The sequence below is a fragment of the Streptomyces sp. MP131-18 genome (assembly GCF_001984575.1).
Classification (GTDB): Bacteria; Actinomycetota; Actinomycetes; order Streptomycetales; family Streptomycetaceae; genus Streptomyces; species Streptomyces johnsoniae.
Window position 1 is genome coordinate 4,036,624 of record NZ_LZNS01000001.1, and the last position, 25,719, is coordinate 4,062,342.

At 73.3% G+C, this 25,719-nt stretch carries 20 protein-coding genes; 10 read left to right on the plus strand and 10 right to left on the minus strand.

What is annotated here, in order from left to right; genetic code table 11:
- Positions 1-55: 55 nt before the first annotated feature.
- From STBA_RS18100 to STBA_RS18125, 6 genes are all read right to left on the minus strand, one after another.
- Complete coding sequence (locus STBA_RS18100) at positions 56-1,339, minus strand: M18 family aminopeptidase (RefSeq protein WP_253194813.1); 1,284 nt, start codon at positions 1,337-1,339, stop codon at positions 56-58.
- Between the two features lie 5 nt (positions 1,340-1,344).
- Positions 1,345-4,725 (minus strand): SAV_2336 N-terminal domain-related protein, encoded by a 3,381-nt coding sequence (locus STBA_RS37205; RefSeq protein WP_077060243.1) that lies wholly within the window; start codon positions 4,723-4,725, stop codon positions 1,345-1,347.
- 3 nt (positions 4,726-4,728) lie between these two features.
- The gene (locus tag STBA_RS18110; RefSeq protein WP_077060244.1) at positions 4,729-5,676 is read right to left on the minus strand and encodes an AAA family ATPase; all 948 of its coding nucleotides are present in this window, start codon (positions 5,674-5,676) and stop codon (positions 4,729-4,731) included.
- Positions 5,673-7,823: a trypsin-like peptidase domain-containing protein gene (locus tag STBA_RS18115; RefSeq protein ID WP_077060245.1), complete on the minus strand. Its 2,151-nt coding sequence runs from the start codon at positions 7,821-7,823 to the stop codon at positions 5,673-5,675. Before STBA_RS18115 ends, STBA_RS18110 begins: the two co-directional genes overlap by 4 nt.
- Positions 7,820-8,221 (minus strand): CU044_2847 family protein, encoded by a 402-nt coding sequence (locus tag STBA_RS18120; RefSeq protein WP_077060246.1) that lies wholly within the window; start codon positions 8,219-8,221, stop codon positions 7,820-7,822. The genes STBA_RS18115 and STBA_RS18120 overlap by 4 nt, the downstream gene beginning before the upstream one ends.
- A 159-nt stretch (positions 8,222-8,380) precedes the next feature.
- The gene (locus STBA_RS18125; protein WP_077060247.1) at positions 8,381-10,210 is read right to left on the minus strand and encodes an acyl-CoA dehydrogenase; all 1,830 of its coding nucleotides are present in this window, start codon (positions 10,208-10,210) and stop codon (positions 8,381-8,383) included.
- A 110-nt stretch (positions 10,211-10,320) separates the two neighbouring features.
- Here STBA_RS18125 and STBA_RS18130 point away from each other — a divergent pair, with 110 nt between their 5' ends.
- Together STBA_RS18130 and STBA_RS18135 are read left to right on the plus strand one after the other, a co-directional pair.
- A complete protein-coding gene (locus STBA_RS18130) occupies positions 10,321-10,830 on the plus strand; it encodes an SseB family protein (RefSeq protein WP_077060248.1) in 510 nt (169 codons plus the stop codon).
- Between the two features lie 76 nt (positions 10,831-10,906).
- The gene (locus tag STBA_RS18135) at positions 10,907-11,866 is read left to right on the plus strand and encodes a pirin family protein (RefSeq protein WP_077060249.1); all 960 of its coding nucleotides are present in this window, start codon (positions 10,907-10,909) and stop codon (positions 11,864-11,866) included.
- Positions 11,867-11,900: 34 nt separating this feature from the next.
- Here STBA_RS18135 and STBA_RS18140 read toward each other — a convergent pair whose 3' ends face one another.
- Positions 11,901-14,003 carry a SpoIIE family protein phosphatase gene (locus tag STBA_RS18140; RefSeq protein ID WP_077060250.1) on the minus strand — a complete coding sequence of 701 codons (2,103 nt, stop codon included), beginning with the start codon at positions 14,001-14,003 and terminating at the stop codon, positions 11,901-11,903.
- 150 nt (positions 14,004-14,153) lie between these two features.
- On the opposite strand from STBA_RS18140, the gene aspS reads away from it, so the two are divergent.
- Positions 14,154-15,923, plus strand: coding sequence for an aspartate--tRNA ligase (gene aspS, locus STBA_RS18145; RefSeq protein WP_077060251.1), 1,770 nt, complete (start codon positions 14,154-14,156; stop codon positions 15,921-15,923).
- A gap of 28 nt (positions 15,924-15,951) precedes the next feature.
- Here the strand turns inward: aspS and STBA_RS18150 are convergent, their stop codons facing one another.
- The 3 genes from STBA_RS18150 to STBA_RS18160 all read right to left on the minus strand — a co-directional run bounded on the left by STBA_RS18150 (position 15,952) and on the right by STBA_RS18160 (position 19,476).
- The gene (locus tag STBA_RS18150) at positions 15,952-16,479 is read right to left on the minus strand and encodes an SgcJ/EcaC family oxidoreductase (RefSeq protein ID WP_077060252.1); all 528 of its coding nucleotides are present in this window, start codon (positions 16,477-16,479) and stop codon (positions 15,952-15,954) included.
- 142 nt (positions 16,480-16,621) lie between these two features.
- On the minus strand, positions 16,622-17,143 hold the full coding sequence (locus STBA_RS18155; protein ID WP_077060253.1) for a tellurite resistance TerB family protein: 522 nt from the start codon (positions 17,141-17,143) through the stop codon (positions 16,622-16,624).
- Between the two features lie 83 nt (positions 17,144-17,226).
- On the minus strand, positions 17,227-19,476 hold the full coding sequence (locus STBA_RS18160) for a heavy metal translocating P-type ATPase (protein WP_077060254.1): 2,250 nt from the start codon (positions 19,474-19,476) through the stop codon (positions 17,227-17,229).
- 187 nt (positions 19,477-19,663) lie between these two features.
- Between STBA_RS18160 and STBA_RS18165 the strand changes: the two genes are divergently transcribed.
- The 7 genes from STBA_RS18165 to STBA_RS18195 all read left to right on the plus strand — a co-directional run bounded on the left by STBA_RS18165 (position 19,664) and on the right by STBA_RS18195 (position 25,587).
- Positions 19,664-20,443, plus strand: coding sequence for a class I SAM-dependent methyltransferase (locus STBA_RS18165; RefSeq protein WP_077063411.1), 780 nt, complete (start codon positions 19,664-19,666; stop codon positions 20,441-20,443).
- A 136-nt stretch (positions 20,444-20,579) separates the two neighbouring features.
- A complete protein-coding gene (locus STBA_RS18170) occupies positions 20,580-21,152 on the plus strand; it encodes an NAD(P)H-dependent oxidoreductase (RefSeq protein WP_253194815.1) in 573 nt (190 codons plus the stop codon).
- A 111-nt stretch (positions 21,153-21,263) separates the two neighbouring features.
- Positions 21,264-22,283 (plus strand): ATP-binding cassette domain-containing protein, encoded by a 1,020-nt coding sequence (locus STBA_RS18175; protein ID WP_077060256.1) that lies wholly within the window; start codon positions 21,264-21,266, stop codon positions 22,281-22,283.
- Entirely contained in the window at positions 22,280-23,152 is an 873-nt protein-coding gene (locus STBA_RS18180) for an ABC transporter permease (protein ID WP_077060257.1), read from the plus strand. The genes STBA_RS18175 and STBA_RS18180 overlap by 4 nt, the downstream gene beginning before the upstream one ends.
- 143 nt (positions 23,153-23,295) lie before the next feature.
- Positions 23,296-23,958, plus strand: a complete 663-nt coding sequence (locus tag STBA_RS18185; RefSeq protein ID WP_077060258.1) for a response regulator transcription factor — start codon at positions 23,296-23,298, stop codon at positions 23,956-23,958.
- Entirely contained in the window at positions 23,955-25,184 is a 1,230-nt protein-coding gene (locus tag STBA_RS18190) for a HAMP domain-containing sensor histidine kinase (protein WP_077060259.1), read from the plus strand. Before STBA_RS18185 ends, STBA_RS18190 begins: the two co-directional genes overlap by 4 nt.
- A gap of 124 nt (positions 25,185-25,308) precedes the next feature.
- Positions 25,309-25,587, plus strand: coding sequence for a hypothetical protein (locus tag STBA_RS18195; RefSeq protein ID WP_077060260.1), 279 nt, complete (start codon positions 25,309-25,311; stop codon positions 25,585-25,587).
- The last annotated feature ends 132 nt before the right edge of the window (positions 25,588-25,719 follow it).

Below are 25,719 nucleotides of genomic sequence, written 5' to 3' on the forward strand. Positions count from 1 at the left end.
GACTTCGTGACGAGCCGTCGTCAGGGCTGCCACGGAACGCGGCGGGACGGGGGTCTCAGGGCAGCAGGAATGCCGTCATCGCGTTGGCCAGGTGGAACGGGTCGGTGGCGGCGCACAGTTCACGTGCGGAGTGCATCGACAGGATGGCGACGCCGATGTCCACGGTGGCGATGCCGTGCCGCGCCGCGGTGATGGGGCCGATCGTCGTGCCGCACGGGACGGCGTTGTTGGACACGAACGTCTGCCACGGCACCCCGGCGCGCTCGCAGGCCGCGGCGAAGACTGCCCGGCCCGTGCCGTCGGTGGCGTACCGCTGGTTGACGTTCGTCTTCAGGATGGGGCCGCCGCCCGCCATCGGACGGTGCGTCGGGTCGTGCCGCTCCGCGTAGTTGGGGTGCACGGCGTGGCCGGTGTCGGACGACAGGCAGAACGATCCGGCGAGCGCCCGCGCCCGGTCCTCGTAGTCGCCGCCGCGGGCGGCGACGGAACGTTCGAGCACGCGGCCGAGCAGCGGGCCGTGGGCGCCGGTGTCGGAGGTGCTGCCGTTCTCCTCGTGGTCGAACGCGGCGAGCACCGGGATGTGGCCGAGGTCCCCGGCCGCCGCCGCGGTGGTCAGGGCGGCCGTGGCGGCGTGCACCGACAGCAGGTTGTCCATGCGCGGGCCGGCCATCAGCTCCCGGTCGCGGCCGAGGTAGGCGGGCGGCTCGACGCTGTGCGCCATGAGATCGAAGCCGAGCACGTCACCGGACGCCACCCCGGCCTCCGCGGCGAGGAATTCGACCAGCTCGCCCTCGCGCGGCGTGCCGATGCCCCAGATCGGCGTCATGTGCTGCTGCCGGTCGAGCTTCAGGCCCTCGTTGACGCCGCGGTCGAGGTGAACGGCGAGCTGCGGGACGCGCAGCAGCGGCCGGTCGGCGTTCACCAGCGCGGCCTCGCCGTTCCGCAGGGCCAGCCGCCCGGAGACGCCGAGGTCGCGGTCCAGCCAGGTGTTCAGCAGCGTTCCGCCGTAGATCTCGACCGCGATCTGCTTCCATCCGGCGCGGCCGGTGTCGGGGACCGGCTTGACCCGAAGGTTCGGCGAGTCGGTGTGGGCGCCGATGATGCGGAACCCGGTGGCGGGCGTCGCGGACTCGGGCACGAACCAGGCGATCAGCGCCCCGCCGCGCTGCACGTACCGCCCGCCGGGCGCACCGTCCCAGGCCGCGGTCTCCGACACCCGCCGGAATCCCGACTTCTCCAGCCGCTCCGCGGCGTTCGCCACCGCGTGGTACGGCGAAGGAGAAGCGGCGAGGTAGCCCATCAGGTCGTCGGTGTGGGCGCGGTCGAACGGTGCAGTCATGGCAGTCAGCATACGAACCGCCCGGCGATCAGCGCCGCGGCGTCGAGCAGGGCGCTCAGCGTGCGCCGACGCAGCAGGCCGGGCGCCACGTCGCCGTGCGCGGCGAGGTGGGGATCGGCGGGGAGGGGCACGGTCGGGTTCCCGCGGGACTCGATGCCGCGGCGCGTGCGTTCCCCGTCCTGCTCCCAGCGCTGCCCGAGCGGGGTCAGCAGGACCAGCGCGTTCTCGGCGAGGTCCCGGTACCCGTGCCCGGCCAGCCGGTCGAGCAGCGCCCCCACGGTGCCCGCCGACGCGGTCTTGTCCGGGCAGCACACCACGAGCCGGTCCGTCATCGACAGGACGGCGTGCGCCCGTTCGTCGAGCGGGCGCTCCGCGGGGTAGGCGACGGCCCAGTCGGTGAATACCAGCGCGTAGTGGTGCTCGGCGATGCGCAGCACCCGGCGGTACTCCGCGGCGAAGTTGATCCGCGCGGCCGGGTGGCGCGCGCCGTGGGTGAGCACCTCAAGGCCGGAGGCGGTCCGCGCGGTGACGCGGCGCACGTCCTCGTGGGTCACCGGGTCGGGCAGCGCGGCCAGGCGGCGCATCGTCTCGGTCGCGGTCCTGGGGCCGAGCCGGTCCGCCAGATCGCGCATGCCCGGCACGCCGTCGACGGCGAGGACCCCCCCGCCCCGCGCCGCGGCGAACAGGGCGCCGAGCGCGAGCGTCGCGGTGGCCCGGCCGGCGCCGGGGTGGATGCCGGCCACGGTCACGCGGTGGCCGTGCGCGAGCGGGGCGCGCAGGAGGCCGAGGTGCTCCCGGGCGCGCGCTGCGCCCTCCCGGGGGCCGGCCGCCAGCCGCCGCAGGCGGCCGGGCAGCTTCGGCGGCGGGTCCGCGGGCGCCGGGGGGCGCGGCCTGGCGGCGCCGGGCGCCCAGGCCGACGCCGCCGGTGCGGTCGCCGCGGCGGACGCGGCGGGCCCGGCGCCGCTCGCCATGGCGACGAACCTGCCCATCTCCTGTTCGACGTCGCCCGCGGTGGGCCGGGTGGCGGGGTCGTCGTACAGGCAGGACTCGACGAGCGCGCGCAGCGCGCTCCAGGTGTCGCCCGCCCACAGCCTGACCCTGGTGCCGTCCGGCCTGCGGTGGTTGCTGATGGCGTCGAGCAGGCGGCCGAGGTCGCTGATGTTGTCCTCGCGAACGGGCGCGGGTCCCTGACCTGCGAACCTGCCGTCGACGGCGCACTCCGCGAGGCCGGCGAGCACCACGCGGCGTTCGGTGACGATGACGGTGGCGGGGGAGAAGTCGCCGAGTACGACGTCCTGGAGGTGGCACAGGCTCAGCGCACTGGCCAGCCGCCAGCCCAGGTGCAGGCTGGCCAGCACGTGCAGTGGCGGCGCGGCGGTGTCCCTGGACAGGGTGCGCAGCAGGTCGCCGAGCCGCTGGGCCGTCTCGTCCGGGTGCGCGACGGCCTCCGGCGGGGTCGTGGCGATCCACGGCAGGGGGGCGTCGAGGTCGCTGCCGAGGAGCGTGGGCGCGTTGCGCCCGCCGAGGCGGGTCAGCGCCGCCGCCTCGACCGCCAGCGACTCGCCGCTGAACGGCGGTGCGGCCGGCGGCGCGGCGCGCACCAGCACCGGGTGGCCGTCCGGGTCCTCGGCGAGGTAGCGAACGGTGCCGTGGCCGGCCTCCCGCCGCCCGAGCAGCCGGTAGCGGCCGAGGCGTTCCGGGTCCTCGGGCGTGAGCGGCGGCCAGTCGCCCTCGGGCCGGCCCCGGCCGTCGTTCCGCTCGGCGCCGGGCGGCGCGATCCCGAAGCGCTTCATCAGCCGCTTCTCGATGCTGGTGAAGCCGCGGGCCCGGTCCGGCAGCGTGGCGCGCCCGGCGGGGTGCACCAGCCAGGCGGGGAAGTCGGGCGAGCGGCCCGCCAGTTCCTCAAGGCGGCGGCCGATGGTGCGTCCGGTGCGCAGCAGTTCGGCGCCGGGCACGGCGTCCAGCAGCGCGGTCTTGGCGTCCTCGGCGAAGTCGAAGACGCGGTGGTGCGCGGGCAGCGGCCCGGCCACCGGGGCGTGGGCGGGGAGCAGCAGGCCGCCGAGGAACACCTCGGCGAGCTGCGCGGTCGTCGCGCGCCACGGCACGGCGGACCGCACCAGCCGCATCACGGGCACGGACACGGGGGAGACGGCCGCCAGGTGCGCGGCCAGCCGGTACGCCTCGGGCGATGCGGCGTCGCGGAAGTGCTGGAGGCCGCGTTCCCGCCGCGGCGGGGGCCGGTCGCGGGGCGGCAGGAGCAGGGGCAGGTGCGCGGTGGCGCCGGAGGAGGCGAGGAACCGCGCCCACGGCCGGACGGCGGCCGGCAGCGGCTGGAGCACGGGGACGGGCAGGCCGGGGAACGTGCCGAGTTCATCCGGCAGGACCGGGTCGGTGACCAGCCAGGCGGTGCCCGCACCGCCGCGGTGGCGGGTGGTGGCGTTCCACCGTTCCGCGCGGATGCCGGAGCCGTCCCACAGGCCGGGCGGCAGGGTGTGGACGACGGCGACGGGCCCGGCGGCGGACCAGCGTTCGATCGCGCGGTGCACCGCGCCGTCGCGCCAGGCGGCGCCCATGCCGTCGCTGACCACGACGACGAGCGTGCGCCCCGAGGGGTCGTCCAGCACGGAGGGCGCGAGGGTGGCGGGCTCGGGCGAGAACGGCTGCCGTCGCAGGCGGGCGGCCCCGGGCGTGCGGGCGTCGAGGCCGTAGGTGCGCAGCAGCCGGAACGCGCCCATACGTTCGAAGACGGTGCGGAGTTCGGCGGCGAGCCGGTGCCACAGCAGCATGGACGGGCCGTCGTCCACGACGAGCGCGAGATCGAGCCACCTTTCCCTGGTGGGGCGCAGCACGACGTCGGGCAGCCGGGTCTCGGCCAGGGCGGCGGCGGTGGCCACCTCGTCGATCTCCCGGCCGTGGGCGCTCGGCCTGCGCTGCTTGAGCGGGCGCAGGGCGCGGCCCATGCCCAGCTCGTCGGGCAGCGCCTTCTCCCCCGGCACGCGCACCGGCAGGGCGCGGCGCGGGGTGCGGGGCGGGGGCGGCAGGTTCAGCGGCTGGGTGCCGGGTCCCGGCGCGGCGTGCAGCCGCACCGGCTTGTCGTCCGGCGCGGCGGCCGGGGGCAGCGGGTCGGTGGTGGTGCGCCCGGGCCGGCCCGCCTCGGCGGCGTGCGCGGCGGACTCCGTACCGTCCTGGCCGTCGTCGCCCGGCTCCGCGGCGGGCGGTCCCGCGTCGCGGGCGCGCAGGTCGGTGCCGGCGGGGAGGCGGGTGGCGAGCCACAGCACGTCGAGCAGTTCGTGCGGCTGCGGGTCCCAGCCGGCGCGGCGCAGCACGCGCAGCGCCGTCTCCAGCGGGTCCCCGCCGTGCCCGTTCCCGTTCCCGTCCGCCGTCACGGGTCAGACCGTTCCGGTGAGCTGGTGCAGCACGGCGTCGAGCAGGCCCTCGGCGTCCAGGTCGACGCCGCTGGTGCGCAGGAAGACGGCGTTCAGCAGCTGGTCGGTGGCGAGTTCGCCGGGGGCGCGGCGCTGGAGGAACGTCTGGATGAGGTCCTGGGCCGCGCCCAGCGCCTCGGGGCCGAGGTGCGCGGCGACGATGGCGCGCAGGCGTTCCTCGTCGGCGACGGGGAAGTCGAGGCGGACGCAGCGGCGCAGGAACGCGGGCGGGAAGTCGCGTTCGCCGTTGCTGGTGATGACGACGGCGGGGAACTCGGTGCAGTGCACGCGCCCGCTCGCGACGCCGACCTCCTCGCCCGCGTCGGCGGACAGCACGCGCACGACCGACTGCTCGGCGGGCAGCCGGACCAGCTCGGGGATCTGGAAGTAGCCCTCCTCGAAGACGGTGAGCAGGTCGTTCGGCAGGTCCACGTCGCCCTTGTCCAGCTCGTCGACCAGCAGCACGCGCGGGCGCTCGCGCGGTACGAGCGCGGTGCCGAGCGGGCCCAGCCGGATGAAGCCGCCGATGGACGGCTCCGTCTCGCCGCGGTCGCGGCTGAGCGTGGTCTCGCGCAGGCGGCCGATCGCGTCGTACTGGTACAGCGCCTCCTGGATCGTGGAACGGCTGTTGACCGGCCACCGCAGCACTTCGCCGAGCCCCAGTTCGCCTGCGAGCGCGAACGCGAGGGACGACTTGCCCGTGCCCGCGGGGCCGGTCACCAGCAGCGGGCGGCGCAGGTGAAGCGCGGCGTTCACGACGTCGGCGTGCTCGCGGGAGATCAGGTACGGCAGCGGCCGGTCGGCCGGCACGTTCTTGAACCGGCGCCACGGCGGGGCCTCGGGCATGGTGACCGCGCGCTGTACGCCGTCCCCGTGGAAGATGCGCCAGGTGTCGCGGGGGACGCTGCTCATGGGGCCTCCATGGGGTCCGAGAGGTGGAGCACGGGCACAGGGCGGTCGGCGTCGGCCCAGGCCAGGACGGGCCGGCCGGGGTACTCGTCCGGCCGGTGGACCGTTTTGGCGCGGTACGACCTGACGCCCTCGGGCAGTTCGCGCGGCGCGATCGCCGAGGCGTGGCGGACGGCGTGGGACTCCTGGCCGGTGCCGCGGTCCCAGACCACCACCGGTACCCCGACGGCGATGCACACCTGCACGACTTCGCTGCGGACCCTGGCGGGCACGTCGACCGTGACGCGGACGGCGTCGAGCCGGTCCATGAGCGTGCCGTAGACGGCGCGCGCCCCGGCCGCCGCGTCCGAGACGTGGATGGTCTCGCCGGTGTCGAGGCACCGCCAGCGGTGCCGCCAGTCGGGGAGGAACCGCTCGTGGCGGCGCAGCAGTTCGGGGCAGTGCACGACGAGCGGGTATTCGGCGCCGAGCACGCCGGGGATCAGGCCGTCAGGGCCCGGACTCTCCCACTCGTCGACGGGCAGGTCGAGCGCGGCCCGATCCACCAGGACCTCCACCAGCGGCCGGGCGTGCCCGGGGGCGGCGCGGGCGAGCGGTTCGAGCACGCGCAGCACCTCCTCGGCGACCGCGGCCGCGGTGAGGGGCCGGTCGCCGTGCCCCGACACCTGCCGCGGCCCGTCGCCCTCGTCGCACCAGATGCGCAGCCGGTGGCCGTCCTCGGCGGTGGCGAGCCCCACCAGCACGCGCGGCGGGCCGGACCGCGCCGCCAGGTGCGCGGCCCAGTCGTCGGCGTCCGCGCGGCGTTCGCGCAGCGCGGGGCGCGGGATGCCGAGCCGGGCCCCCACGCCGTCGCACCACAGCCGCAGCCCGGCGCGCTGGGAGGGCGGGCAGACCACGGCGAGGTATTCGGCGAGGCGCAGCAGCGCGGGCACGCGGGGCCGGTCCTCGGGCGATCTGCCGTCGCCGGAGAACCGTTCGAGGTGGAGCAGCAGGGCCGCGGTGTCGTCGGTGGCGGGCAGGGCCGCCATGGTCGGCAGCGCGGCGCGGACGGCCTGCGGGATGCGGGCGGTGACGGCGGCGGGCACGGCGGCCAGCAGGGCGAGCAGCCGGCGGTGCTCGCCGGGCGAGAGCAGCAGCGGAACGGCGGACCATTGGCCGGTGGCGACCAGCTGTCCCGCGGCGGGGGACCTCTGGGCGTGCAGGATCTCGCTGAGCGCCGCGAGCGCCCGCGGCTCGGTCAGCAGGGTGTGGGCGAGTGCGCGGGAGCCGAGGTGGCCCTCGCGCGGGGGCGCCGTTCCGCAGCGTTCCGCGATCTCCGCGGCGAGGTCCCGGTGGTTCAGCGAGGAGCCGAGCGCCCGGTCGAGCAGGTCGCACAGGTCGGGGTAGGCGGGGTCGTCCAGGCCGGCCACGTCGGTGTGGAACAGCGACTGGGCGCCGACGGCGCGCAGTTCGCGTTCGATCCGCTGCCACGGGATGGACCAGCTGCGGCGGATGACGTGCCCGGGGTCGTGGGCCGGCGGCCCGCCGGTGACGGGGTCGTCGGGCGGCCTGCTGTGCGCGGCGACGATGCCGACGACGGCGTTGTCGCCGCCCGACCACAGCGGGCCCCCGCTGTAGGCGGGGCCGATCGACATGCCGGTTGGCTCGCCGTCCAGGTAACCGACGCGTTCGTCGCAGGACTTGATGCGGGCGTCGGAGAACGAGCCGGGGAGCGCGGTGCCGTGCCAGGCGCGCACGTCCTGCCCCTCGCGCATCGCGGTCCAGGCGGGCGGGTCCACGGTGTCGGGCGCGAGTCCCGGCACGTGGAGGACGGCGAGGTCGCCGAGCCATTCGAGGTCGCCGCCGCGCGGCGGCCGGTCGCTGCCGTCCGTGCGGCGCGGCGGCACCCAGTACACGGTGCGGCCGGTGAGGCGCTGCGTGCCGAAGGGGCCGTGGAACACGAGCGGAACGTGTACGCGCCCCGGCCGCCTGCCGTCGAAGGGGCCGCGGCCGATGGCGTCGTTGACGACGTGCGCGCAGGTGAGCAGGTGCTGCCCGGCGAGCAGCACACCGGCGCCTGCGGCCTTCCCGTCGTCGGTGCGCAGGACGGAGACCACGCTGTGGCGCGGGTCGGCCGGACGCGGGGTGGAAGGGGACGGGGACGGGGTCACGGCGCGGCCGTCACCGCCGGCTGCCAGGTGGCGGTGACGGTGAGGTGGGCCCGGCCGCCGCTCTCCACGAGGCCGAGCTTGAGATCGTTGCCGATCTCGACGCCGAATTCCACGGTGATCTCCTGCGGGGGGTGCTCGGTGGCGGAGACGGCGCCGTGCACCTCTTCGAGAAGGGGGCCGAGCGGGCCGAGGGCGGCGCGCAGGGTCCCGGTGGCCAGGCGCCGCGCGGCGGCGCGGCCCCGGCCGACGGGGACGCTGCCGCCGAAGCCCTCGGGCAGGTCCCGCTCGTCCTCCGGGGCGTCGTGGGGACCGGCGTACGGGTCCGCGGCACCCTCGGGGGCGAGGCGGACGCGGACCGAGGTGCCGTCGCGCAGCTCTAGCTCAGCGTGTCCAGACATGCATGGATTGTGCCGAGAACTCGTCGCCCCTGACCAGCGATTGACGAGAAAGGGGGAAGGGCCCGGCGCGCGGGGGGTCGCGCCGGGCCCTGGTGGGCGGCCGGTCGGACGGGGCGGTCGACCGGCGCCTGGCGGGTGGGGCTCGAAGGAGCCCGGGGGTCAGAAGGCCGACTCGTCCAGGTCCATCAGGGAGAGGTCGGTCGTCTCGGCGACGGTACGCGATACGGCGACGCCGGGCAGGACGGTGGCGGCGAAGTGCCGGGCCGCGGCGATCTTGCCCGCGTAGAACGCCCGGTCGCGCTCCGGCGCCTCCGGCAGCTTCCCGGCCGCGACGGCCGCGCCGCGCAGCAGCAGGTAGCCGACGATCACGTCACCGGAGGACAGCAGGAACGCCGTGGTGTTGAGCCCGACCTTGTAGAGGGAACGGACGTCCTTCTCGGTGGCGGCGAGGTCGGTCAGCAGCACGCCGACGGTGGCCTCCAGGTCGGCGACGGCGCGGGTGAGCTGGTCGCGGGCGGCGGCCAGGCTCTCGCCGCCCGGCGCCTCGGCGAGGAACTTCTTGATCTCCTCGGCCAGTGCGGTGAGCGCGACGCCCTGGTTGCGGACGATCTTGCGGAAGAAGAAGTCCTGGCCCTGGATGGCGGTGGTGCCCTCGTAGAGCGTGTCGATCTTGGCGTCCCTGATGTACTGCTCGATCGGGTACTCCTGGAGGTACCCGGAGCCGCCCAGCGTCTGGAGGGACTCGGCCAGTTGTGCGTAGGACCGCTCGGAGCCGTAGCCCTTGACGATGGGCAGCAGCAGGTCGTTCCGCGCCTCCTCGGCGGCGGTGTCCTCGCCCGCGGCCTGCTTGACCAGGATGTCGTCCTGGACGCTTGCCGTGTACAGCGCCAGGGCGCGCATGCCCTCCGCGTACGCCTTCTGCGTCATCAGCGAACGGCGGACGTCGGGGTGGTGGGTGATGGTGACGCGCGGGGCGGACTTGTCGGCGAACTGCGTCAGGTCCGGGCCCTGGACGCGCTCCTTGGCGTAGTCGAGCGCGTTGAGGTAGCCGGTGGAGAGGGCGGCGATGGCCTTGGTGCCGACCATCATCCGCGCGAACTCGATGATCTTGAACATCTGGCGGATGCCGTCGTGCTTCTCGCCCAGCAGCCAGCCCTTCGCCGGGGTGCCGTGCGCGCCGAAGGTCAGCTCACAGGTGTTGGAGACCTTCAGTCCCATCTTGTGCTCGACGTTGGTGGCGTACACGCCGTTGCGCGCGCCCAGTTCACCGGTGTCCCAGTCGAAGTCGTACTTCGGCACGATGAACAGCGACAGGCCCTTCGTGCCGGGGCCGTGGCCCTCGGGCCTGGCCAGCACGAAGTGCACGATGTTGTCCGTCAGGTCGTGCTCGCCCGAGGTGATGAAGCGCTTCACGCCCTCGATGTGCCAGGACCCGTCGTCCTGCCGCACCGCCTTCGCCCGGCCCGCGCCCACGTCGGAGCCCGCGTCGGGCTCGGTGAGGACCATGGTGGAGCCCCACTGCCGGTCCACCATCAGCTGCGCGATCTTCTTCTGCTCCTCGGTGGCCTCGTCGTGCAGCACGCGGCCGAACGTCGGGCCCGAGGCGTACATCCAGATCGCCGGGTTGGCGCCCAGCACGTTCTCCCCGGCGGCCCAGACCAGCGAACGGGGCGCGGTCAGCCCGCCCAGCTCCTCGCCGATGCTCAGACGCCACCATTCGGCGTCCATGTAGGCGTGGTAGCTGCGCTTGAACGACTCCGGCAGCGGGGCGGTGTGCGTCGCGGGGTCGAAGACCGGCGGGTTGCGGTCGCCGTCCTCGTACGAGGTGGCCAGCTCGTTCTCCGCGAGGCGCGTGATCTCGGCGAGCATGGTGCGCGCGGTGTCGGGATCGATCTCCTGGAACGGGCCCGTGCCGTACACCGCGCCGCGGCCCAGGACCTCGAACAGGTTGAACTCGACGTCGCGGAGGTTCGACTTGTAGTGCCCCATGGCGGCGACTCCGTAAATGGCGGGTACCGGGTAGTAACGTCCATGATGCTACCCATCGGTAATAAGAAGCAAGCGGATTCAGGACAGAAGCGGGCCGTACTCTTTCTCACATGTACGGCTACGACCAGCCGGGCTACACCGGCCAGCAGCCCTACGGGGTCCAGCAGCCTCCCGCCGCCGCCGGGTACGGCGGCCAGCAGCTCTACCCCGAGCAGCAGCAACAGCAGCAGCCTCCCGCCGCCGCCGGGGCGGCGGCGCCCGCGCCGCCCACGCTGGTGGACGCGCTGCGGGCGTACACCTCGGGCGCGATGTCGAGCGAGGAGTTCCACGACGTCTTCCTCGGCGCCAAGATCTACTGCCCGCGGGGCGAGAATCCGGGCTTCCTGGCGCTGCACAATACGCAGCAGCCGGTGATTCCGCTCTTCACCTCGCTGAAGGAGCTGCGCCGCTACGCGGGCAAGGAGTCGCGGTACTTCACGGTGACCGGTGGCGAGGTGCTCGACCTGCTGCCGGGCGGCTACGGCTTCGCGCTCGACATGGAGGGCGAGCACCGCCTCGTGCTGGACGCCAAGTCCGTGGAGGAGATGGTCGATTACACGATGCGCCGGCTCTACGGCTGACCCCGGGCGCGGGCGCCCCTCGACAGACTGTTAAGTATTCAACTAATCTGTGGGCAGTCGCCGAGGAGGACCGCACATGCCCGCGATCACCGTCGAGAATCCGCTGACCCTGCCCCGCGTCGCCGCGCCCCCGCCGGCCGCCCCCGCCCGGCCCGTCCGCGCCGTGGTCACCGCCCCGGCCGGCTTCGAGGGCGAGGGCTTCCCGGTACGCCGGGCGTTCGCGGGGATCAACCACCCGCACCTCGACCCGTTCATCATGATGGACCAGATGGGCGAGGTGGAGTACGCGCCCGGGGAGCCGAAAGGGACCCCCTGGCACCCGCACCGCGGCTTCGAGACCGTCACCTACATCATCGACGGGGTGCTCGACCACCAGGACAGCCAGGGCGGCGGCGGCACCATCACCAACGGCGACACCCAGTGGATGACGGCCGGCTCCGGGCTGCTCCACATCGAGGCCCCGCCCGAATCCCTGGTCATGAGCGGCGGTCTCTTCCACGGCATCCAGCTCTGGGTCAACCTCCCGGCCAGGGACAAGATGATGGCCCCCAGGTACCAGGACCTGCGCAGCGGCAGCGTCGCGCTGCTCGCGAGCCCCGACGGCGGCGCCCTCGTCCGTGTCATCGCCGGCGAGCTGGCCGGCCACCAGGGGCCGGGCGCCACCCACACCCCGATCACTCTGATCCACGCCACCCTCACCCCCGGCGCCGAGCTGACCCTCCCCTGGCGCGCGGACTTCAACGGCCTCGCCTACGTGCTGGCCGGCCGCGGCTCCGCAGGACCCGACCGCCGCCCCGTCCACACCGGCCAGACCGCCGTCTACGGCAAGGGCACCTCCCTCACCGTCCGTGCCGACGACAAGCAGGACGGCAACACCCCCGACCTCGACGTGATCCTCCTCGGCGGCCTGCCCATCCGCGAGCCGATGGCCCACTACGGCCCGTTCGTCATGAACACCCGCGAGGAACTCCACCGGGCCTTCGAGGACTTCCAGCAGGGGCGCCTCGGCACCATCCCCGCCGTTCACGACGCCTGAATCCCGGGCCGGTCCTGGCCGGTCGTGGCCGGTCTCAGGCCGGGTCCTCGGCGGGCTCCTCGCGCAGTTCGAACCAGGTCGTCTTGCCGGCGCCGCGCGGCGCGTAGCCCCAGGCGTCGGCCAGTGACTCCATCAGCAGCAGCCCCCGCCCCGAGGAGGCCAGCTCCCCCGGCTGCCTCGGGTGCGGCGGCTGGTCGCTCGGGTCGCTGACCTCCACCCGCAGCTGCCGGTCCCCCGGGCGCCCGCTCAGCTCGGCGACCAGCAGCGCGTCCCCGTCCGTGTGCGTCAGCACGTTCGTCATCACCTCCGACAGCATCAGGGTGGCGCCGAACACCCGGTCCGGGTCGGTCCAGTCGTGCAGCAGTGACGCCAACTGGCCGCGCGCGTCGGAGATCCGGGCCGGCTCCGACTGCGCCACGGTCAGCACCACGCGGCGCACCGGCGCGGCGCCCGGCAGGCCGGTTCTGCGTTCCTCGGGGCGGCGCAGCAGGAGCAGCGCGATGTCGTCCAGGTCCCGGGCCGCCATCGGCGACGAGGTCTGCGGCGGCGCGTTCCCGTGCACCGTCTCGATCAGGCTGTCCGCCAGGTCCTCCAGCTGGAGGCCGCTCAGCCCGGCCACCGCCTTCCGCAGCCGCGCCCAGCCCGAGTCCAGGTCGTGCCGCCCGGTCTCGATCAGCCCGTCGGTGCACAGCAGCAGCGTCTCGCCCGGCTGGAGCATCAGCCGGGTCGCCGGGTAGTCGCCCTGGGGTGCGACGCCGAGCGGCAGGCCGCCCGCGGTGGGCCGCATCACCATCGTGCCGTCCTGGAGCACCAGCGCCGGGTCCAGGTGCCCGGCGCGCGCGATGTCGAGGGTGCCCGTGGGCGGGTCGACCTCCACGTACAGGCAGGTCGCGAAGCGGGATTCGCCGAACGCCGCCTCCGGCTCGGCCGTCAGCGCGGCCAGGAAGCGGGAGGCCCGCGAGAGCACCGCGTCCGGCCGGTGCCCCTCCGATGCGTACGCGCGCAGCACGATCCGCAGCTGCGCCATGACGGCGGCGGCCCGCACGTCGTGGCCCTGCACGTCGCCGATGATCAGCGCGACCCGGCCGGACGGCAGCGGGATCACGTCGTACCAGTCGCCGCCGACCTGGAGCCCGCCGCCGGCCGGCACGTACCGGCTGGCGATCACCAGGCCCGGCACGCCGGGCGCGGGCCCTGGGCGCATGGTGTGCTGGAGGTCGGCGGACAGCTCGCGTTCCGTGTCCTGGAGGTAGGCGCGGGAGAGGGCCTGCGCGAGCAGGCGGGCGACGGTGGACAGCAGGGACCTGTCCTCGATGGTGAAGCCGACGGCGGCGCGGAACGCGACCAGCCACACGCCGATCGTGCGCCCCGCGACGACCAGCGGGAGGTAGGCCCAGGACTTGTGGCCGAAACGCTTCACGAACGGCCACAGCTCCGGGTAGCTCCCGCGGTACTCCTCCGGGGTCGCCAGGTACACCGCCCGGCCGTCGCGCAGCACCTGCGCCGCCGGGTAGTTGGCCGACAGGGGGATCGGGAAGCCGGCGGACACCTCGTCGTAGCGGTACCCGTGGTAGTCGGCGAGCTGGACCTGGTCGCCCTCCTGTACGAACACCGCGATGCCGTCCGGCGAGAAGCCGGGCATCGCGAGCGAGGCGGTCACCCGCAGCACGTCCTGGGTGGTGCGGGCCTCGGACAGCGCCTGCCCCGCGTCGAGAAGGAACGCCTCCCGGGCGCGCCGCCAGTCCCACTCGACGGACGACGGCCGGCCCGGCGCCGCGGGCACCTCCGCCACCGTCCCGGCCAGGCCCGACACCACGCCCTCGACGGTCGCCTGCCCCTCCCCGACCGGCCGCAGGCGGCTGCGCACGGTCCGCAGCACGGTGCCGTCGTCGCTGACCACCCGCATCCGGACCTCCGCGACGCGGCCCTCGGCCTCCGCCGCGGCCAGGACGCGCTGGATCTCGATGATGTCCTCGGCGGGCACCCGGGAGCGCATCGCGGACTCCGGGACGGTGACCTCTTCCGCGGGCAGATCGAGCAGCCGGGCGGCGGCCGCGTCGAGGGTGACGAGCCCGCGGGCGCCGTCCCATGTCCACAGCCCGGTTTCCGTGGCGCCCAGCACGTCCTCGGTGCGCATATTGCCCTACTTTATGGTGCTGTGATCGGCTGCGGCCACCAGTACTGGGCCGGGGCGGTGGGGACGGCGGGCGGCGGTAGTCTGAGAGACCGCCCCGCACACCCACCGGCGACGTCTCGACGACGGCTCTCAAGACGACTTGGATGAACGATGCATCGGTACCGGTCCCACACCTGCGGCGAGCTGCGCTCCGCGGACATCGGCAAGGATGTACGGCTGTCCGGGTGGCTGCACAACCGCCGGAATCTGGGCGGCATCCTCTTCGTCGACCTGCGTGACCACCACGGCATCGTCCAGCTGGTCGTGCACCCGGAGTCCCCGGGCAGCCAGGCCGTGGACGAGCGCCTCGGCTCCCTCGCCAAGGAGTCCGTCATCCGCGTGGACGGCCGGGTCGTGGGCCGCGGCGCGGACAATGTCAACCCCGAGCTGGCCACCGGTGACATCGAGATCGAGGTGACGGAGGTCGAGGTGCTCGGCACCGCCGAGCAGATCCCGTTCACCATCAACGCCGAGGACGGGGTGAACGAGGAGCGGCGCCTGGAGTACCGCTTCCTCGACCTGCGCCGGGAGCGGATGCACCGCAACATCATGCTGCGTTCCGCCGTGATCGCGGCCATCCGGCGGAAGATGACCGGCCTCGGGTTCAACGAGCTGGCGACGCCGATCCTTTCGGCCACCTCGCCGGAGGGCGCGCGCGACTTCCTGGTGCCCTCGCGGCTGCACCCGGGCACCTTCTACGCCCTGCCGCAGGCGCCGCAGCAGTTCAAGCAGCTGCTGATGATCGCCGGCTTCGACCGGTACTTCCAGATCGCGCCGTGTTTCCGCGACGAGGACGCGCGGGCCGACCGCTCGCCCGGCGAGTTCTACCAGCTCGACGTGGAGATGAGCTTCGTCGAGCAGGAGGACGTGTTCGCCGTCATCGAGCAGGTGATGACGGAGCTGTTCACGGAGTTCGGCGGCGACCGGCACGTCACCTCGCCGTTCCCGCGGATTCCGTACCGCGAGGCGATGCTGGCCTACGGCTCGGACAAGCCGGACCTGCGCGCCAAGCTGAGGCTGACCGACGTCTCCGACATCTTCGCCGGGTCCGGTTTCAAGGCGTTCGCCGACCGGCACGTGCGGGCGCTCGCCGTGCCGGACACGGCCGCGCAGCCGCGGCGGTTCTTCGACCAGCTGGGCGACTTCGCCGTCGAGCAGGGCGCCAAGGGCCTGGCCTGGGTGCGCGTCGGGGAGGACCTGAAGCTGACGGGCCCGATCGCGAAGTTCCTGACGGAGCAGGATGTGGCCGCGCTGCTGGCACGGCTGGACGCGGGCCCGGGCACCGCCGTCTTCTTCGGCGCGGGGGAGTTCGACGAGGTCTCGAAGATCATGGGCGCGGTGCGCGTGGAGGCCGCCCGCCGCGCCGGGCACTTCGAGGAGGGCGTGTTCCGCTTCTGCTGGATCGTGGACTTCCCCATGTTCGAGCGGAACGAGGACACCGGCGCCATCGAGTTCTCGCACAACCCGTTCTCCATGCCGCAGGGCGGGCTCGCCGCGCTGGAGGGCAAGGACCCGCTGGACGTGCTGGCCTGGCAGTACGACATCGTGTGCAACGGGATCGAGCTGTCCTCCGGCGCCATCAGGAACCACGAGCCCGACGTCATGATCAAGGCGTTCGGGATCGCCGGGTACAGCGCGGAGGAGGTCGAGCGCGAATTCGGCGGCATGCTCCGCGCGTTCCGCTTCGGCGCCCCGCCGCACGGCGGCATCGCCCCGGGCATCGACCGCATCGTGATGCTGCTGGCCGACGAGCCGAACATCCGCGAGACCATCGCGTTCCCGCTCAACGGCAATGCGCAGGACCTGCTGATGGGCGCGCCGAGCACGGTGGACGAGTCCCGGCTGAAGGAGCTGCACCTGAACGTGCGGCGGCCGTCCTGACCGCCGCACGCGCGGGTCTCCGGCCCGTTCAGTCCACGGGCACCAGCGAGGAGTGGTGGTTGACGATCAGCCACTCGCCGGTGTGCGCGTCACGCTCGTAGACGAACGTGTAGCGGGCGTGCGTGTCGTGCCGCTCGCCGGTTTCCGGGTCGGTCAGGTGGAAGGTGTAGCCGCCGGAGTCGACGGCCGCGTGGCGGCCCAGGACCTCGACGTAGGACGCGTCGATCTCGCCGGACGGCTGCTGGCGCAGAAAGTGCTCGAAGTAGTCGACTATGCCTGCGCGGTCGGTGCGTATCACGCTGGAGAGGGTCGGTTCGAGTACGGCGTCGGCCGCGTACAGGTCGGCGACCTGCTCGGCGTCGCCGGTGGCGAGCGCGTCGTTCCACAGCGCGAACAGGTCGCGGATCTCTTTCTCGGTGGGGGCCTGCCGCTGCTGTGCGGAGTGTGCGGGGCGGTCGTCGGGAGCGGCGGCCTGAACGCCGGTGGCCGCGGCAGTGATCATCAGCCCGGCGGCGGCAACGGCCGTCGCGGTACGGGCACGCAAGGAGATGTGCATGCCGCAAGCGTCGTTCCCGAAGGTCAAGAGCTGTGCCGGGAAGGGTAAAGGCAGGCCCGGGTCCGGGTGAGGGAAGCCTCAACTCCGGTGCCCGGGCCGTACCTTGCGCCCGGCGTGCGCGCCGTGCGCGCCGGGGACGCTCTCACATGTTGAACTCGGCGGGTGAGAGGCCGAGCGAGGCGCACACCTCCCGGATGATCTGCTGCTCGGCCTGCGCGAAGTAGCCGTCCGCCCCGGCGATGACGATGCCGGTCTGGACGACCGCCCGCGCCTCCGTGGGCTTCTTCTGCACCTTGGCGATCTCCTGGAGCGCCGCGGTCTTGCCCTGCTGGAAGTTGCTCACCAGCTGGTCGACGTGCTTGTTGAACCGCTGCCGCAGCGAGTCGGCCGGGAAGTTCTGAAGGACGTCATTGCTGACGATCAGCGACTCCACGTGCTGCCGCTCGGCTCCGTCGACGGAGCCGTCCGCGGCGGCGACCAGCGCGCACATCGCCATGCTCGCGTCCCGGTACGCGCCGCTCTTCAGCTCCGTCTTCATGGAGGACAGCTGGTTCTTGAACATGCCCACCAGCTGCGCGCCTCCGCCGCCGCTTCCGCCGCTGCTCCCGCTGCCGCTGGAGCCGCTCCGCCCCTTGGCGTCCTTGATCCGGTCCCACATGGACATCGGTGCCACCTCGCTGTCGTCTTCTCAGTGCAACAACCTCAACGTATCCGGTCCGCGGGGTGGTTCCGCCCCGTGCGGAGCACTCACCGCCCGGTGTCCGCCCGGAAGGTGCGCAGCCGCAGGCTGTTGGCGACGACCGAGACGGACGAGAAGGCCATGGCGGCACCCGCCAGCATCGGGCTGAGCAGTCCCGCCGCGGCCAGCGGCAGGGCCGCCGTGTTGTAGCCGAACGCCCAGAACAGGTTGCCCTTGATGGTGCGCAGCGTCCTGCGGGAGAGCCGGATGGCGTCCGCGGCGGCCCGCAGGTCGCCGCGCACCAGCGTCAGGTCGCCCGCCTCGATGGCGGCGTCCGTGCCGGTGCCCATGGCCAGGCCCAGATCGGCGGTGGCCAGGGCCGCCGCGTCGTTGACGCCGTCGCCGACCATGGCGACCGTGCGGCCCTCGGCCTGAAGGCGCTGGACGACGGCCACCTTCTCCTCGGGCAGCACCTCGGCGATGACCTCGTCGATGCCGACCTCGGCGGCGACCGCGCGGGCCACCGTCTCGTTGTCGCCGGTGAGCAGGACGGGGGTGAGCCCCAGCGCGCGCAGCCGCCGGATCGCCTCCGCGCTGGTGTCCTTGACGGCGTCGGCCACTTCGAGCACGCCGCGGGCCCGGCCGTCCCAGGCCACGGCGATGGCCGTGCGCCCCGCTGCCTCCGCCGCCGCCCTGGCCTCGGCCAGCGGCGCGGGGAGCGGGATCGCCCAGTCGGCGAGCAGCCGTTCGCGGCCCACGAGCACGGCGTGCCCGCCGGCGATGCCCTGCACGCCGAGGCCGGGTACGGCCGCGAAGTCCTCCGGCACGGGCAGCTCGCCCGCGCTGGCGGCGGCGCCCTCGGCGACGGCCCGCGCTATCGGGTGCTCGGAGGCGTGCTCCAGGGCCCCGGCCAGGCGCAGCACCTCGGTCTCGTCCTCGCCGGGCGCGGCGGTGACGCCGACCAGGGTCATGCGGCCGGTTGTGACGGTGCCCGTCTTGTCCAGCAGCACGGTGTCCGCGCGACGCGTGTTCTCCAGCACCTCGGGGCCCTTGATCAGGATGCCGAGCTGGGCGCCGCGGCCCGTTCCGACGAGCAGCGCGGTGGGCGTGGCCAGGCCGAGGGCGCAGGGGCAGGCGATGATCAGCACGGCGACGGCGGCGGTGAACGCGGCGGTCAGGCCCGCGCCGTTGCCGAGCCAGAAGCCGAGGGTGGCGACGGACAGGGCGATGACGACCGGCACGAACACCGCGGAGATCCGGTCGGCGAGGCGCTGCGCCGCGGCCTTGCCGTTCTGCGCGTCCTCCACCAGCCTGGCCATCCGCGCCAGCTGCGTGTCGGCGCCGACGCGGGTGGCCTCGACGACCAGCCGGCCGCCCGCGTTGAGCGTGGCGCCGGTGACCGGGTCGCCGGCGGTGACCTCGACCGGGACCGACTCGCCGGTCAGCATGGCGGCGTCGACGGCGGAGGAGCCCTCCACGACCACGCCGTCGGTAGCGATCTTCTCGCCCGGCCTGACCAGGAAGTGGTCCCCCGGCCGCAGCTCCCCGACGGGGATGCGCCGCTCGGCGCCGCCGCGCAGGACGGTGACCTCCTTGGCGCCCAGCTCGAGCAGGGCGCGCAGCGCGGCTCCGGCGCGGCGCTTGGCGCGCGCCTCGAAGTAGCGGCCGGCCAGCAGGAAGGCGGTGACGCCCGCGGCGGCCTCCAGGTAGATGTTGCCCGCGCCGTCGCTGCGTTCGATGGTCAGCTCGAAGGGGTGGGTCATGCCGGGCATCCCGGCGTCGCCGAGGAACAGCGCCCAGCCGGACCACAGCAGCGCGGCCAGGGTGCCGACGGAGATCAGCGTGTCCATGGTGGCGGCGCCGTGCCTGGCGTTCGTCCAGGCGGCGCGGTGGAACTGCCAGCCGCCCCACACCACGGCCGGTGCGGCCAGGGTGAGGGAGAGCCACTGCCAGTAGTCGAACTGCCAGGCGGGCACCATCGCCAGCGCGATCACGGGTGCGGCGAGCACCGCCGTCACCAGGGCGCGGTGGCGCAGTGCGGCCGTTTCGTCCGGCGGCTCGCCGGCGCCGGGCTCCGGCGCGGTCGCCCGGCGCGGCTCCTCGGCGGTGTAGCCGGTGGCCTCGACGGTGGCGACGAGATCGGCGACGGTGACGCCGTCGCCGTAGGCGACCCTCGCCTTCTCGGTGGCGTAGTTCACGGAGGCGGTGACGCCGTCCATGCGGTTGAGCTTCTTCTCGATCCTGGCCGCGCAGGAGGCGCAGGTCATGCCGCCGATGGCCAGCTCGACCTCGGCGCTGTCGGATGTGGTGGCAGTCATGGGCGTGCTCCTCAAACGGTCAGAATACCCCAGGGTGGTATGCCCTCTGCCACCTGTATACCCCAGGCGGGTATGGTGAAGCAAATACCCCCCAGGGGTATACGCGAGGTGTGCGGCGGTCGTGAAGAACGGCGCCCGGCTGCGCGCCTTCTGGTCGCGGCGCGGCTTCTGCACCAAGCTGCCCCCCATGCATCTCAAAAGCACTGGATTGTCCGTTAACCGCGCGAGCATCGCGCACAAGATCCGTTACGCCGCGCGGAATCCGCGCCGCATCGCGCCCTACGCGCGGCGCACCGCCAGGGACGCCTGGCTGCGGCTCAAGCACCGCGACCACGTGGCCTATTACCGGGCGGTGATGGCCTCCGACACGAGCCGCGACCCCGACGCGGCCGTCGGCAGCGCCAGCCACGCCCGCTGGCTGGCCCTCGGGGAAATGCAGTTCGCGTACCTGAAGGAGCACGGCCTGCGGGCCGAGCACCGCATGCTCGACATCGGCTGCGGCAACCTGCGCGCGGGCTGGCGGTTCATCGACCACCTCGCCCCCGGCGGCTACTACGGCATCGACATCTCCCCGGACATCCTGATCAGCGCCAAGAAGACGCTGGTCACCTACAAGCTCCAGGACAAGCTGCCGCACCTGACCCTCACCCGCGACCTCACGTTCGACTTCCTGCCCGACGCCCACTTCGACGTCGTGCACGCGCACAGCGTCTTCTCCCACTCCCCGCTGTCCGTGATCGAGGAGTGCCTGGGGAACGTCGGCCGCATCCTCGCCCCCGGCGGCTTCTTCGACTTCACCTTCGACCGCACCGAGGGCCACGAGCACCACGTGCTGCGCGAGGACTTCTACTACCGCACGGAGACCCTGGTCGCCCTCGCCGAACGGCACGGTCTGCGCGCCCGCTTCCAGGAGGACTGGGAGAAGCTGCCGCACGGCCAGTCCAAGCTGCGCGTCAGCGCCGGCTGACCCGGCTCACCCGACGCCGTGGCCCGCGGCCCGCGGCGATCTCGCGGGCCGCGCCACGCGCCGCGAGATCCGATCTCGCGGCGGCGCGCTCGCGTCTCGCGCCCTTGGGGTGAGGGACGGACGGGAGGTGACCGCCGTGGCAGAGAACGGCGCGGAGCGGCTGCGGGTGGCGCTGATCATCGGCAGCACCCGGGAGGGCCGGGCGGGCGGGCGCGTCGGCCGGTGGTTCGCCGGCCAGGCGCGGCAGCGCGAGGACATCGAGCCCGACGTGCTCGACCTGGCGGACTACGAGTTCCCCGCGTGCTATCCGTGCGCGGCGACGCCGCAGATGCGGCGGTTCACCGCGGCCGTGGCCCGCGCCGACGCGTTCGTCGTGGTCACGCCCGAGTACAACCGCAGCTTCCCCGCCTCGCTGAAGCAGGCCGTCGACTACGCCTACGACGAGTGGCACGCCAAGCCGGTGGGCTTCGTCACCTACGGCTCGGGCTCGCTCGGCCTGTACGCGGCGGAGGCCCTGCGCCCGGTCTTCACCGAGCTGCACGCCGTGACCGTGCGCAACGGCGTCGGCCTCGACCTGCTGGCCGGCGAGCCCGAGCGGCCCGACGGCGGCGGGGGACGGGCCCGCGCGGTCCGCGCCATGCTCGACCAGCTCGTCTGGTGGGGCCGCGCACTGCGCGAGGCCAGGGACCAACGGCCCTACCCGGTGTGAAACCCGCGAGGAAAAAAGAGAAGGAACCAGCGATGAGACGCGGCGACAATCGAAGTCTTACGAACATACGAGCGACTACCGGAACGCGAGCGGAGCACGGAGAGAGCAACGATGAGTAACCACAGGGGCCAGCCGGCCATCGAGACCACAGGACTCGTCAAGACGTTCGGCGAGAACCGCGCGGTCGACGGCGTCGACCTCGTGGTGCCCGCCGGCACCGTCTACGGCGTCCTCGGCCCCAACGGCGCGGGCAAGACCACCACCGTCAGAATGCTCGCGACCCTGCTGCGGCCGGACGCCGGCGAGGCCCGCGTCTTCGGGCTCGACGTGGTCGGGCAGGCTGCCGCCGTGCGCAGCCGCGTGAGCCTCACCGGCCAGTACGCCTCGGTCGACGAGGACCTGACCGGCATGGAGAACCTGGTGCTGCTCGCGCGGCTGCTCGGCCACCGCAAGCCGGCCGCCAGGGAACGGGCCGCGTCGCTGCTCGACGCGTTCGGGCTGACCGCGGCGGCCGACCGGCAGGTGAAGGCGTACTCCGGCGGCATGCGGCGGCGCCTCGACATCGCCGCGAGCATCATCAACACGCCCGACCTGCTGTTCCTCGACGAGCCGACCACGGGGCTCGACCCGCGCAGCCGCAACCAGGTCTGGGACATCGTGCGCGCCGTGGTGGCCCAGGGCACCACCGTGCTGCTCACCACCCAGTACCTCGACGAGGCCGACCAGCTCGCGGGCCGCATCGCCGTCATCGACACCGGCCGCGTCATCGCCGAGGGCACCCCCGGCCAGCTGAAGTCGTCGGTCGGCTCCGGCTCCGTTCACGTCCGGCTGCGCGAGTCCCACCAGCGCGCCGAGGCGCAGGAACTGCTGACGCGGGTCCTCGGCGCGAGCGTGCAGGCCGACGCCGACCCGGTCGGCCTCACCGCCCGGCTCATGCCCGGCGGCCAGGCCGGGCCCGCCGAACTGGCGTCCCGCGCCCTGGGCGAACTGGCCGCCGGCGGCATCGTCGTCGACGACTTCTCCCTCGGACAGCCCAGCCTGGACGAGGTGTTCCTCGCCCTCACCGACCGCAAGAACGCCGCCGCGGGCGGCACCCACCCGACGGACGCGAAGCAGGAGGCCGTGGCATGACCACCGCGACCAGCACCAGTACCACCAAGGACCGGCCGCAGGACGCGGAGGACACCTACACGCCGACCGCGGAGTCCTTGCAATCCGTGCTCGCCCCCGGGGAACGCCCGCCGCGGCCGAGCGCCCTGTCCGCCTCGCTCACCTTCGGCTGGCGGTCGATGCTGAAGATCAAGCACGTTCCCGAGCAGCTCTTCGACGTCACCGTCTTCCCGATCATGATGACGCTGATGTTCACCTACCTGTTCGGCGGCGCGCTCGCCGGGTCGACCGCGGAGTACCTCCAGTACCTGCTGCCGGGGATCATGGTGATGAGCGTCGTGATGACCACGATGTACACCGGCGTCGCGGTCAACACCGACATATCGAAGGGCATCTTCGACCGGTTCCGCACGCTGCCGGTGTGGCGGCCCGCGGCCATGGTCGGCTACCTGCTGGGCGACATGCTGCGCTACGCCCTGGCCTCGGTGGTGATCCTCGTCGTCGGCCTGATCCTGGGCTACCGGCCGGACGGCGGCGTGTTCGGCGTCACCGCCGCGATCCTGCTGCTGATCGGCTTCTCGTTCGCGTTCTCGTGGATCTGGACCATGTTCGGTCTGCTGCTGCGCTCGGAGAAGTCCGTGATGGGCGTCAGCATGATGGTCCTCTTCCCGCTGACCTTCCTGAGCAACATCCTCGTCGAGCCCGAGACGATGCCCGGCTGGCTCCAGGCGTTCGTCGACGTCAGCCCGGTCACGCACCTGGTGGCGGCGGCCCGCGGCCTCATGGACGGCAACACGGACACGGGCGAGATCGGCTGGGTGCTCGTGGCGAGCGCGGTGCTGATCGCCGTCTTCGGCACGCTGACCATGCGCCTTTACAACCGCAAGTGAGCCCGGCGGCGGCCACCGTGGCCCGTTCTCACGGGGGGAACGGGCCACGGTGCGCGGCGCCGCGGTGCCGTGGCCCGGCGCACCGCGGCCCGGCCGCCGGACGCTTATGCCTTTGTAATCGACTGCCTGATGTCATAAGGCCCATGAGGGTTCTGGTAGCCGAAGACCATGCCGTGCTGGCGCGTACCGTCGCCAGGGGACTGCGCCGGGCGTCGATGGCGGTCGACCTCGCCGCGACCGGCGACGAGGCCGAACGCATGTGCCTGCTGACCGACTACGACGTTCTCGTGCTCGACCGCGACCTCCCGGTGCTGACCGGGGACGAGGTGTGCCGAAGACTGCGAGAGCTGGAGAACCCGCCCCGCATCCTCATGCTGACCGCGGCCGGCGAGATCGCGGACAAGGTCTACGGACTCGAAGAACTCGGCGCCGACGACTACCTGGCGAAGCCCTTCGACTTCGCCGAGCTCGTCGCCCGCATCCAGGTCCTGTACCGCCGCGCCCCGAAAAGCCCGCCCGTGGTGCTGCGGCACGAGGGCATCCGGATGGACCGTACGCGCCGTGAAGTGCTCGTCCACGGGCGGCCGGTGGACCTCACGCCCAAGGAGTTCGCCGTTCTCCACGCGCTGCTGGCGTCCCGCGGTGGCCCCGTCCCCCACCGCGACCTCATACGAACCGTCTGGGACGAGAACCTCCCCCCGCGGACCAGCGCCGTCCGGGCCACCGTCAGCCGGCTGCGGGCAAAGCTGGGCGGCCCGGACACCATCGCCGCCGACACCGGTCGCGGGTACCGGCTCACGCCGTGAATCGGCGCCGCTGGTCCAAGCTCTCCTTCCGCACCCGGCTCGCCCTCGCGTTCGGCGGCCTGTTCCTGTTGTCGGGCACGGCACTGCTGGCGTTCGTCGTCGTCCTGGCCCGCTACGGGACCGCCTGGCAGACCTCCGGCATCGGCCTCGCCGAGAACGACGCACCGCCCACCGAGGAGATGGCGCCGACCGGCGTCGATCCCCCAGCGGGCGCAGGAGGCGAAACAGGCGTAGCGGAGACAACAGGCATAAAGGATATGCCGAACGAGATATCCATCCAGCTCGTCGACGACACCGTCCAGGCCGTTCAGGACACCGCGTTGCAGCAGATGCTCCTCTGGTCGAGCATCGGCCTGGCCTGCATGACCGTCCTGCTCGTCCTGACCGGCCGGTGGCTGGCGAGCCGCGCGCTCCGCCCCGTGGCCGCGGTCACCGACACGGCGCTGCGGATCAGCGGGACCAGCCTCGACAAACGACTCGACCTGACCGGCCCCGACGACGAACTGCACCACCTCGCCGACGCGTTCGACTCCATGCTGGACCGCCTCCAGCGCGCCTTCGACAGCCAGCGCCGCTTCGTGGCCAACGCCTCCCACGAACTGCGCACCCCGCTCGCCGCCCAGCGCGCGAGCATCGAAGTCGGCCTGGCCGACCCGCTCCCCGAGCACCTCGCCGAGACCCGCGACGACCTCCTCACCACCAACCGCGAAGCCGAACAGCTCATCGCCGCCCTGCTGCTCCTGGCGCGCAGCGAACGCGGGCTCGAGCACACGGAACAGGTCGATCTGGCGGCCACGGCCGACACGGCGACGACCAGACTGCGCCGGGTCGCGGAGGAGAAGGGGCTGACCCTGGACACCCGGTTCCGTGAACCGGCGCGGGTGACCGGCGATCCGGTCCTCATCCGCCACCTCGTCGCCAACCTGGTGAGCAACGCGCTCCAGTACAACCGCGAGGACGGCCGCGTCGACGTGACACTCCACGGCGACGCCCTCACCGTCACCAACACCGGCGAACCGATCGCCCCCGACCTCGTCGACGACCTCTTCGAGCCCTTCCGGCGCCTCGGCCAGGACCGCACCGGCACCACAGGACACGGACTCGGCCTGTCCATCGTCCGATCCATCGCCAGGGCACACGGGGCCGAACTGAGCGCGGCACCGGGCCCGGACGGCGGGCTCACGGTCGCCGTCCGCTTCGGCCGCGAGCCCGCGAGCCCGCGGTGACAAGCGCATAAGGAAACGGCGAACAGGACCGGTCGCACGCTTACCGTGCTGAACGCGGGCCCGGAGTTAGATGAAGTCACGGAACACGGCAAGGGGTTGTGTTCGCGGACGCAAGGAGAAACTCATGCGCAAGACCCGGATCAAGGGCATCGTGGCGGCGTCGATCGCGGCGCTGGGGCTGACCGCACTGGCCGTCACTTCGGCCAATGCCTCCGGTGGCGGCGGCGACGAGGACGTTCCCCCGCACGGGCCCACCGTCCCGGGCGACGGCCCGGTGGAGCTGCCGGAGAACGGGGTTGCGGTCGAGCGCAACGAGGACGGCAGCATGGACATCAGGGAGCTGACCGACGAAGAGGCCGAGGAGGGCGGGGACTGGCAGCCGGTCACGCCGCCGGCCGAGTAACCGCCGGAGCACGCAGCCGGCAAGGCGCACCCCCCTGTGGTGCGCCTCGCCGGTGGCCCTGCGCAGGTTGCCCGCACGTTGCCCGCCCGGTTCACGACCGGACGAGCACCGGGCCCAGCCGGGCGGTCACCC

What these genes read in the sequence shown, in the direction of transcription:
- STBA_RS18180 (WP_077060257.1), top strand. Translation starts at nt 22,280, where the DNA reads ATGACCACCGCGACCAGCACCAGTACCACCAAGGACCGGCCGCAGGAC.
- STBA_RS18100 (WP_253194813.1), bottom strand. Translation starts at nt 1,339, where the DNA reads ATGACTGCACCGTTCGACCGCGCCCACACCGACGACCTGATGGGCTAC.
- STBA_RS18125 (WP_077060247.1), bottom strand. Translation starts at nt 10,210, where the DNA reads ATGGGGCACTACAAGTCGAACCTCCGCGACGTCGAGTTCAACCTGTTC.
- STBA_RS18160 (WP_077060254.1), bottom strand. Translation starts at nt 19,476, where the DNA reads ATGACTGCCACCACATCCGACAGCGCCGAGGTCGAGCTGGCCATCGGC.
- STBA_RS18120 (WP_077060246.1), bottom strand. Translation starts at nt 8,221, where the DNA reads ATGTCTGGACACGCTGAGCTAGAGCTGCGCGACGGCACCTCGGTCCGC.
- STBA_RS18140 (WP_077060250.1), bottom strand. Translation starts at nt 14,003, where the DNA reads ATGCGCACCGAGGACGTGCTGGGCGCCACGGAAACCGGGCTGTGGACA.
- STBA_RS18110 (WP_077060244.1), bottom strand. Translation starts at nt 5,676, where the DNA reads ATGAGCAGCGTCCCCCGCGACACCTGGCGCATCTTCCACGGGGACGGC.
- STBA_RS18130 (WP_077060248.1), top strand. Translation starts at nt 10,321, where the DNA reads ATGTACGGCTACGACCAGCCGGGCTACACCGGCCAGCAGCCCTACGGG.
- STBA_RS18165 (WP_077063411.1), top strand. Translation starts at nt 19,664, where the DNA reads ATGCATCTCAAAAGCACTGGATTGTCCGTTAACCGCGCGAGCATCGCG.
- STBA_RS18185 (WP_077060258.1), top strand. Translation starts at nt 23,296, where the DNA reads ATGAGGGTTCTGGTAGCCGAAGACCATGCCGTGCTGGCGCGTACCGTC.
- STBA_RS18155 (WP_077060253.1), bottom strand. Translation starts at nt 17,143, where the DNA reads ATGTCCATGTGGGACCGGATCAAGGACGCCAAGGGGCGGAGCGGCTCC.
- STBA_RS18195 (WP_077060260.1), top strand. Translation starts at nt 25,309, where the DNA reads ATGCGCAAGACCCGGATCAAGGGCATCGTGGCGGCGTCGATCGCGGCG.
- STBA_RS18135 (WP_077060249.1), top strand. Translation starts at nt 10,907, where the DNA reads ATGCCCGCGATCACCGTCGAGAATCCGCTGACCCTGCCCCGCGTCGCC.
- STBA_RS18150 (WP_077060252.1), bottom strand. Translation starts at nt 16,479, where the DNA reads ATGCACATCTCCTTGCGTGCCCGTACCGCGACGGCCGTTGCCGCCGCC.
- aspS (WP_077060251.1), top strand. Translation starts at nt 14,154, where the DNA reads ATGCATCGGTACCGGTCCCACACCTGCGGCGAGCTGCGCTCCGCGGAC.
- STBA_RS18175 (WP_077060256.1), top strand. Translation starts at nt 21,264, where the DNA reads ATGAGTAACCACAGGGGCCAGCCGGCCATCGAGACCACAGGACTCGTC.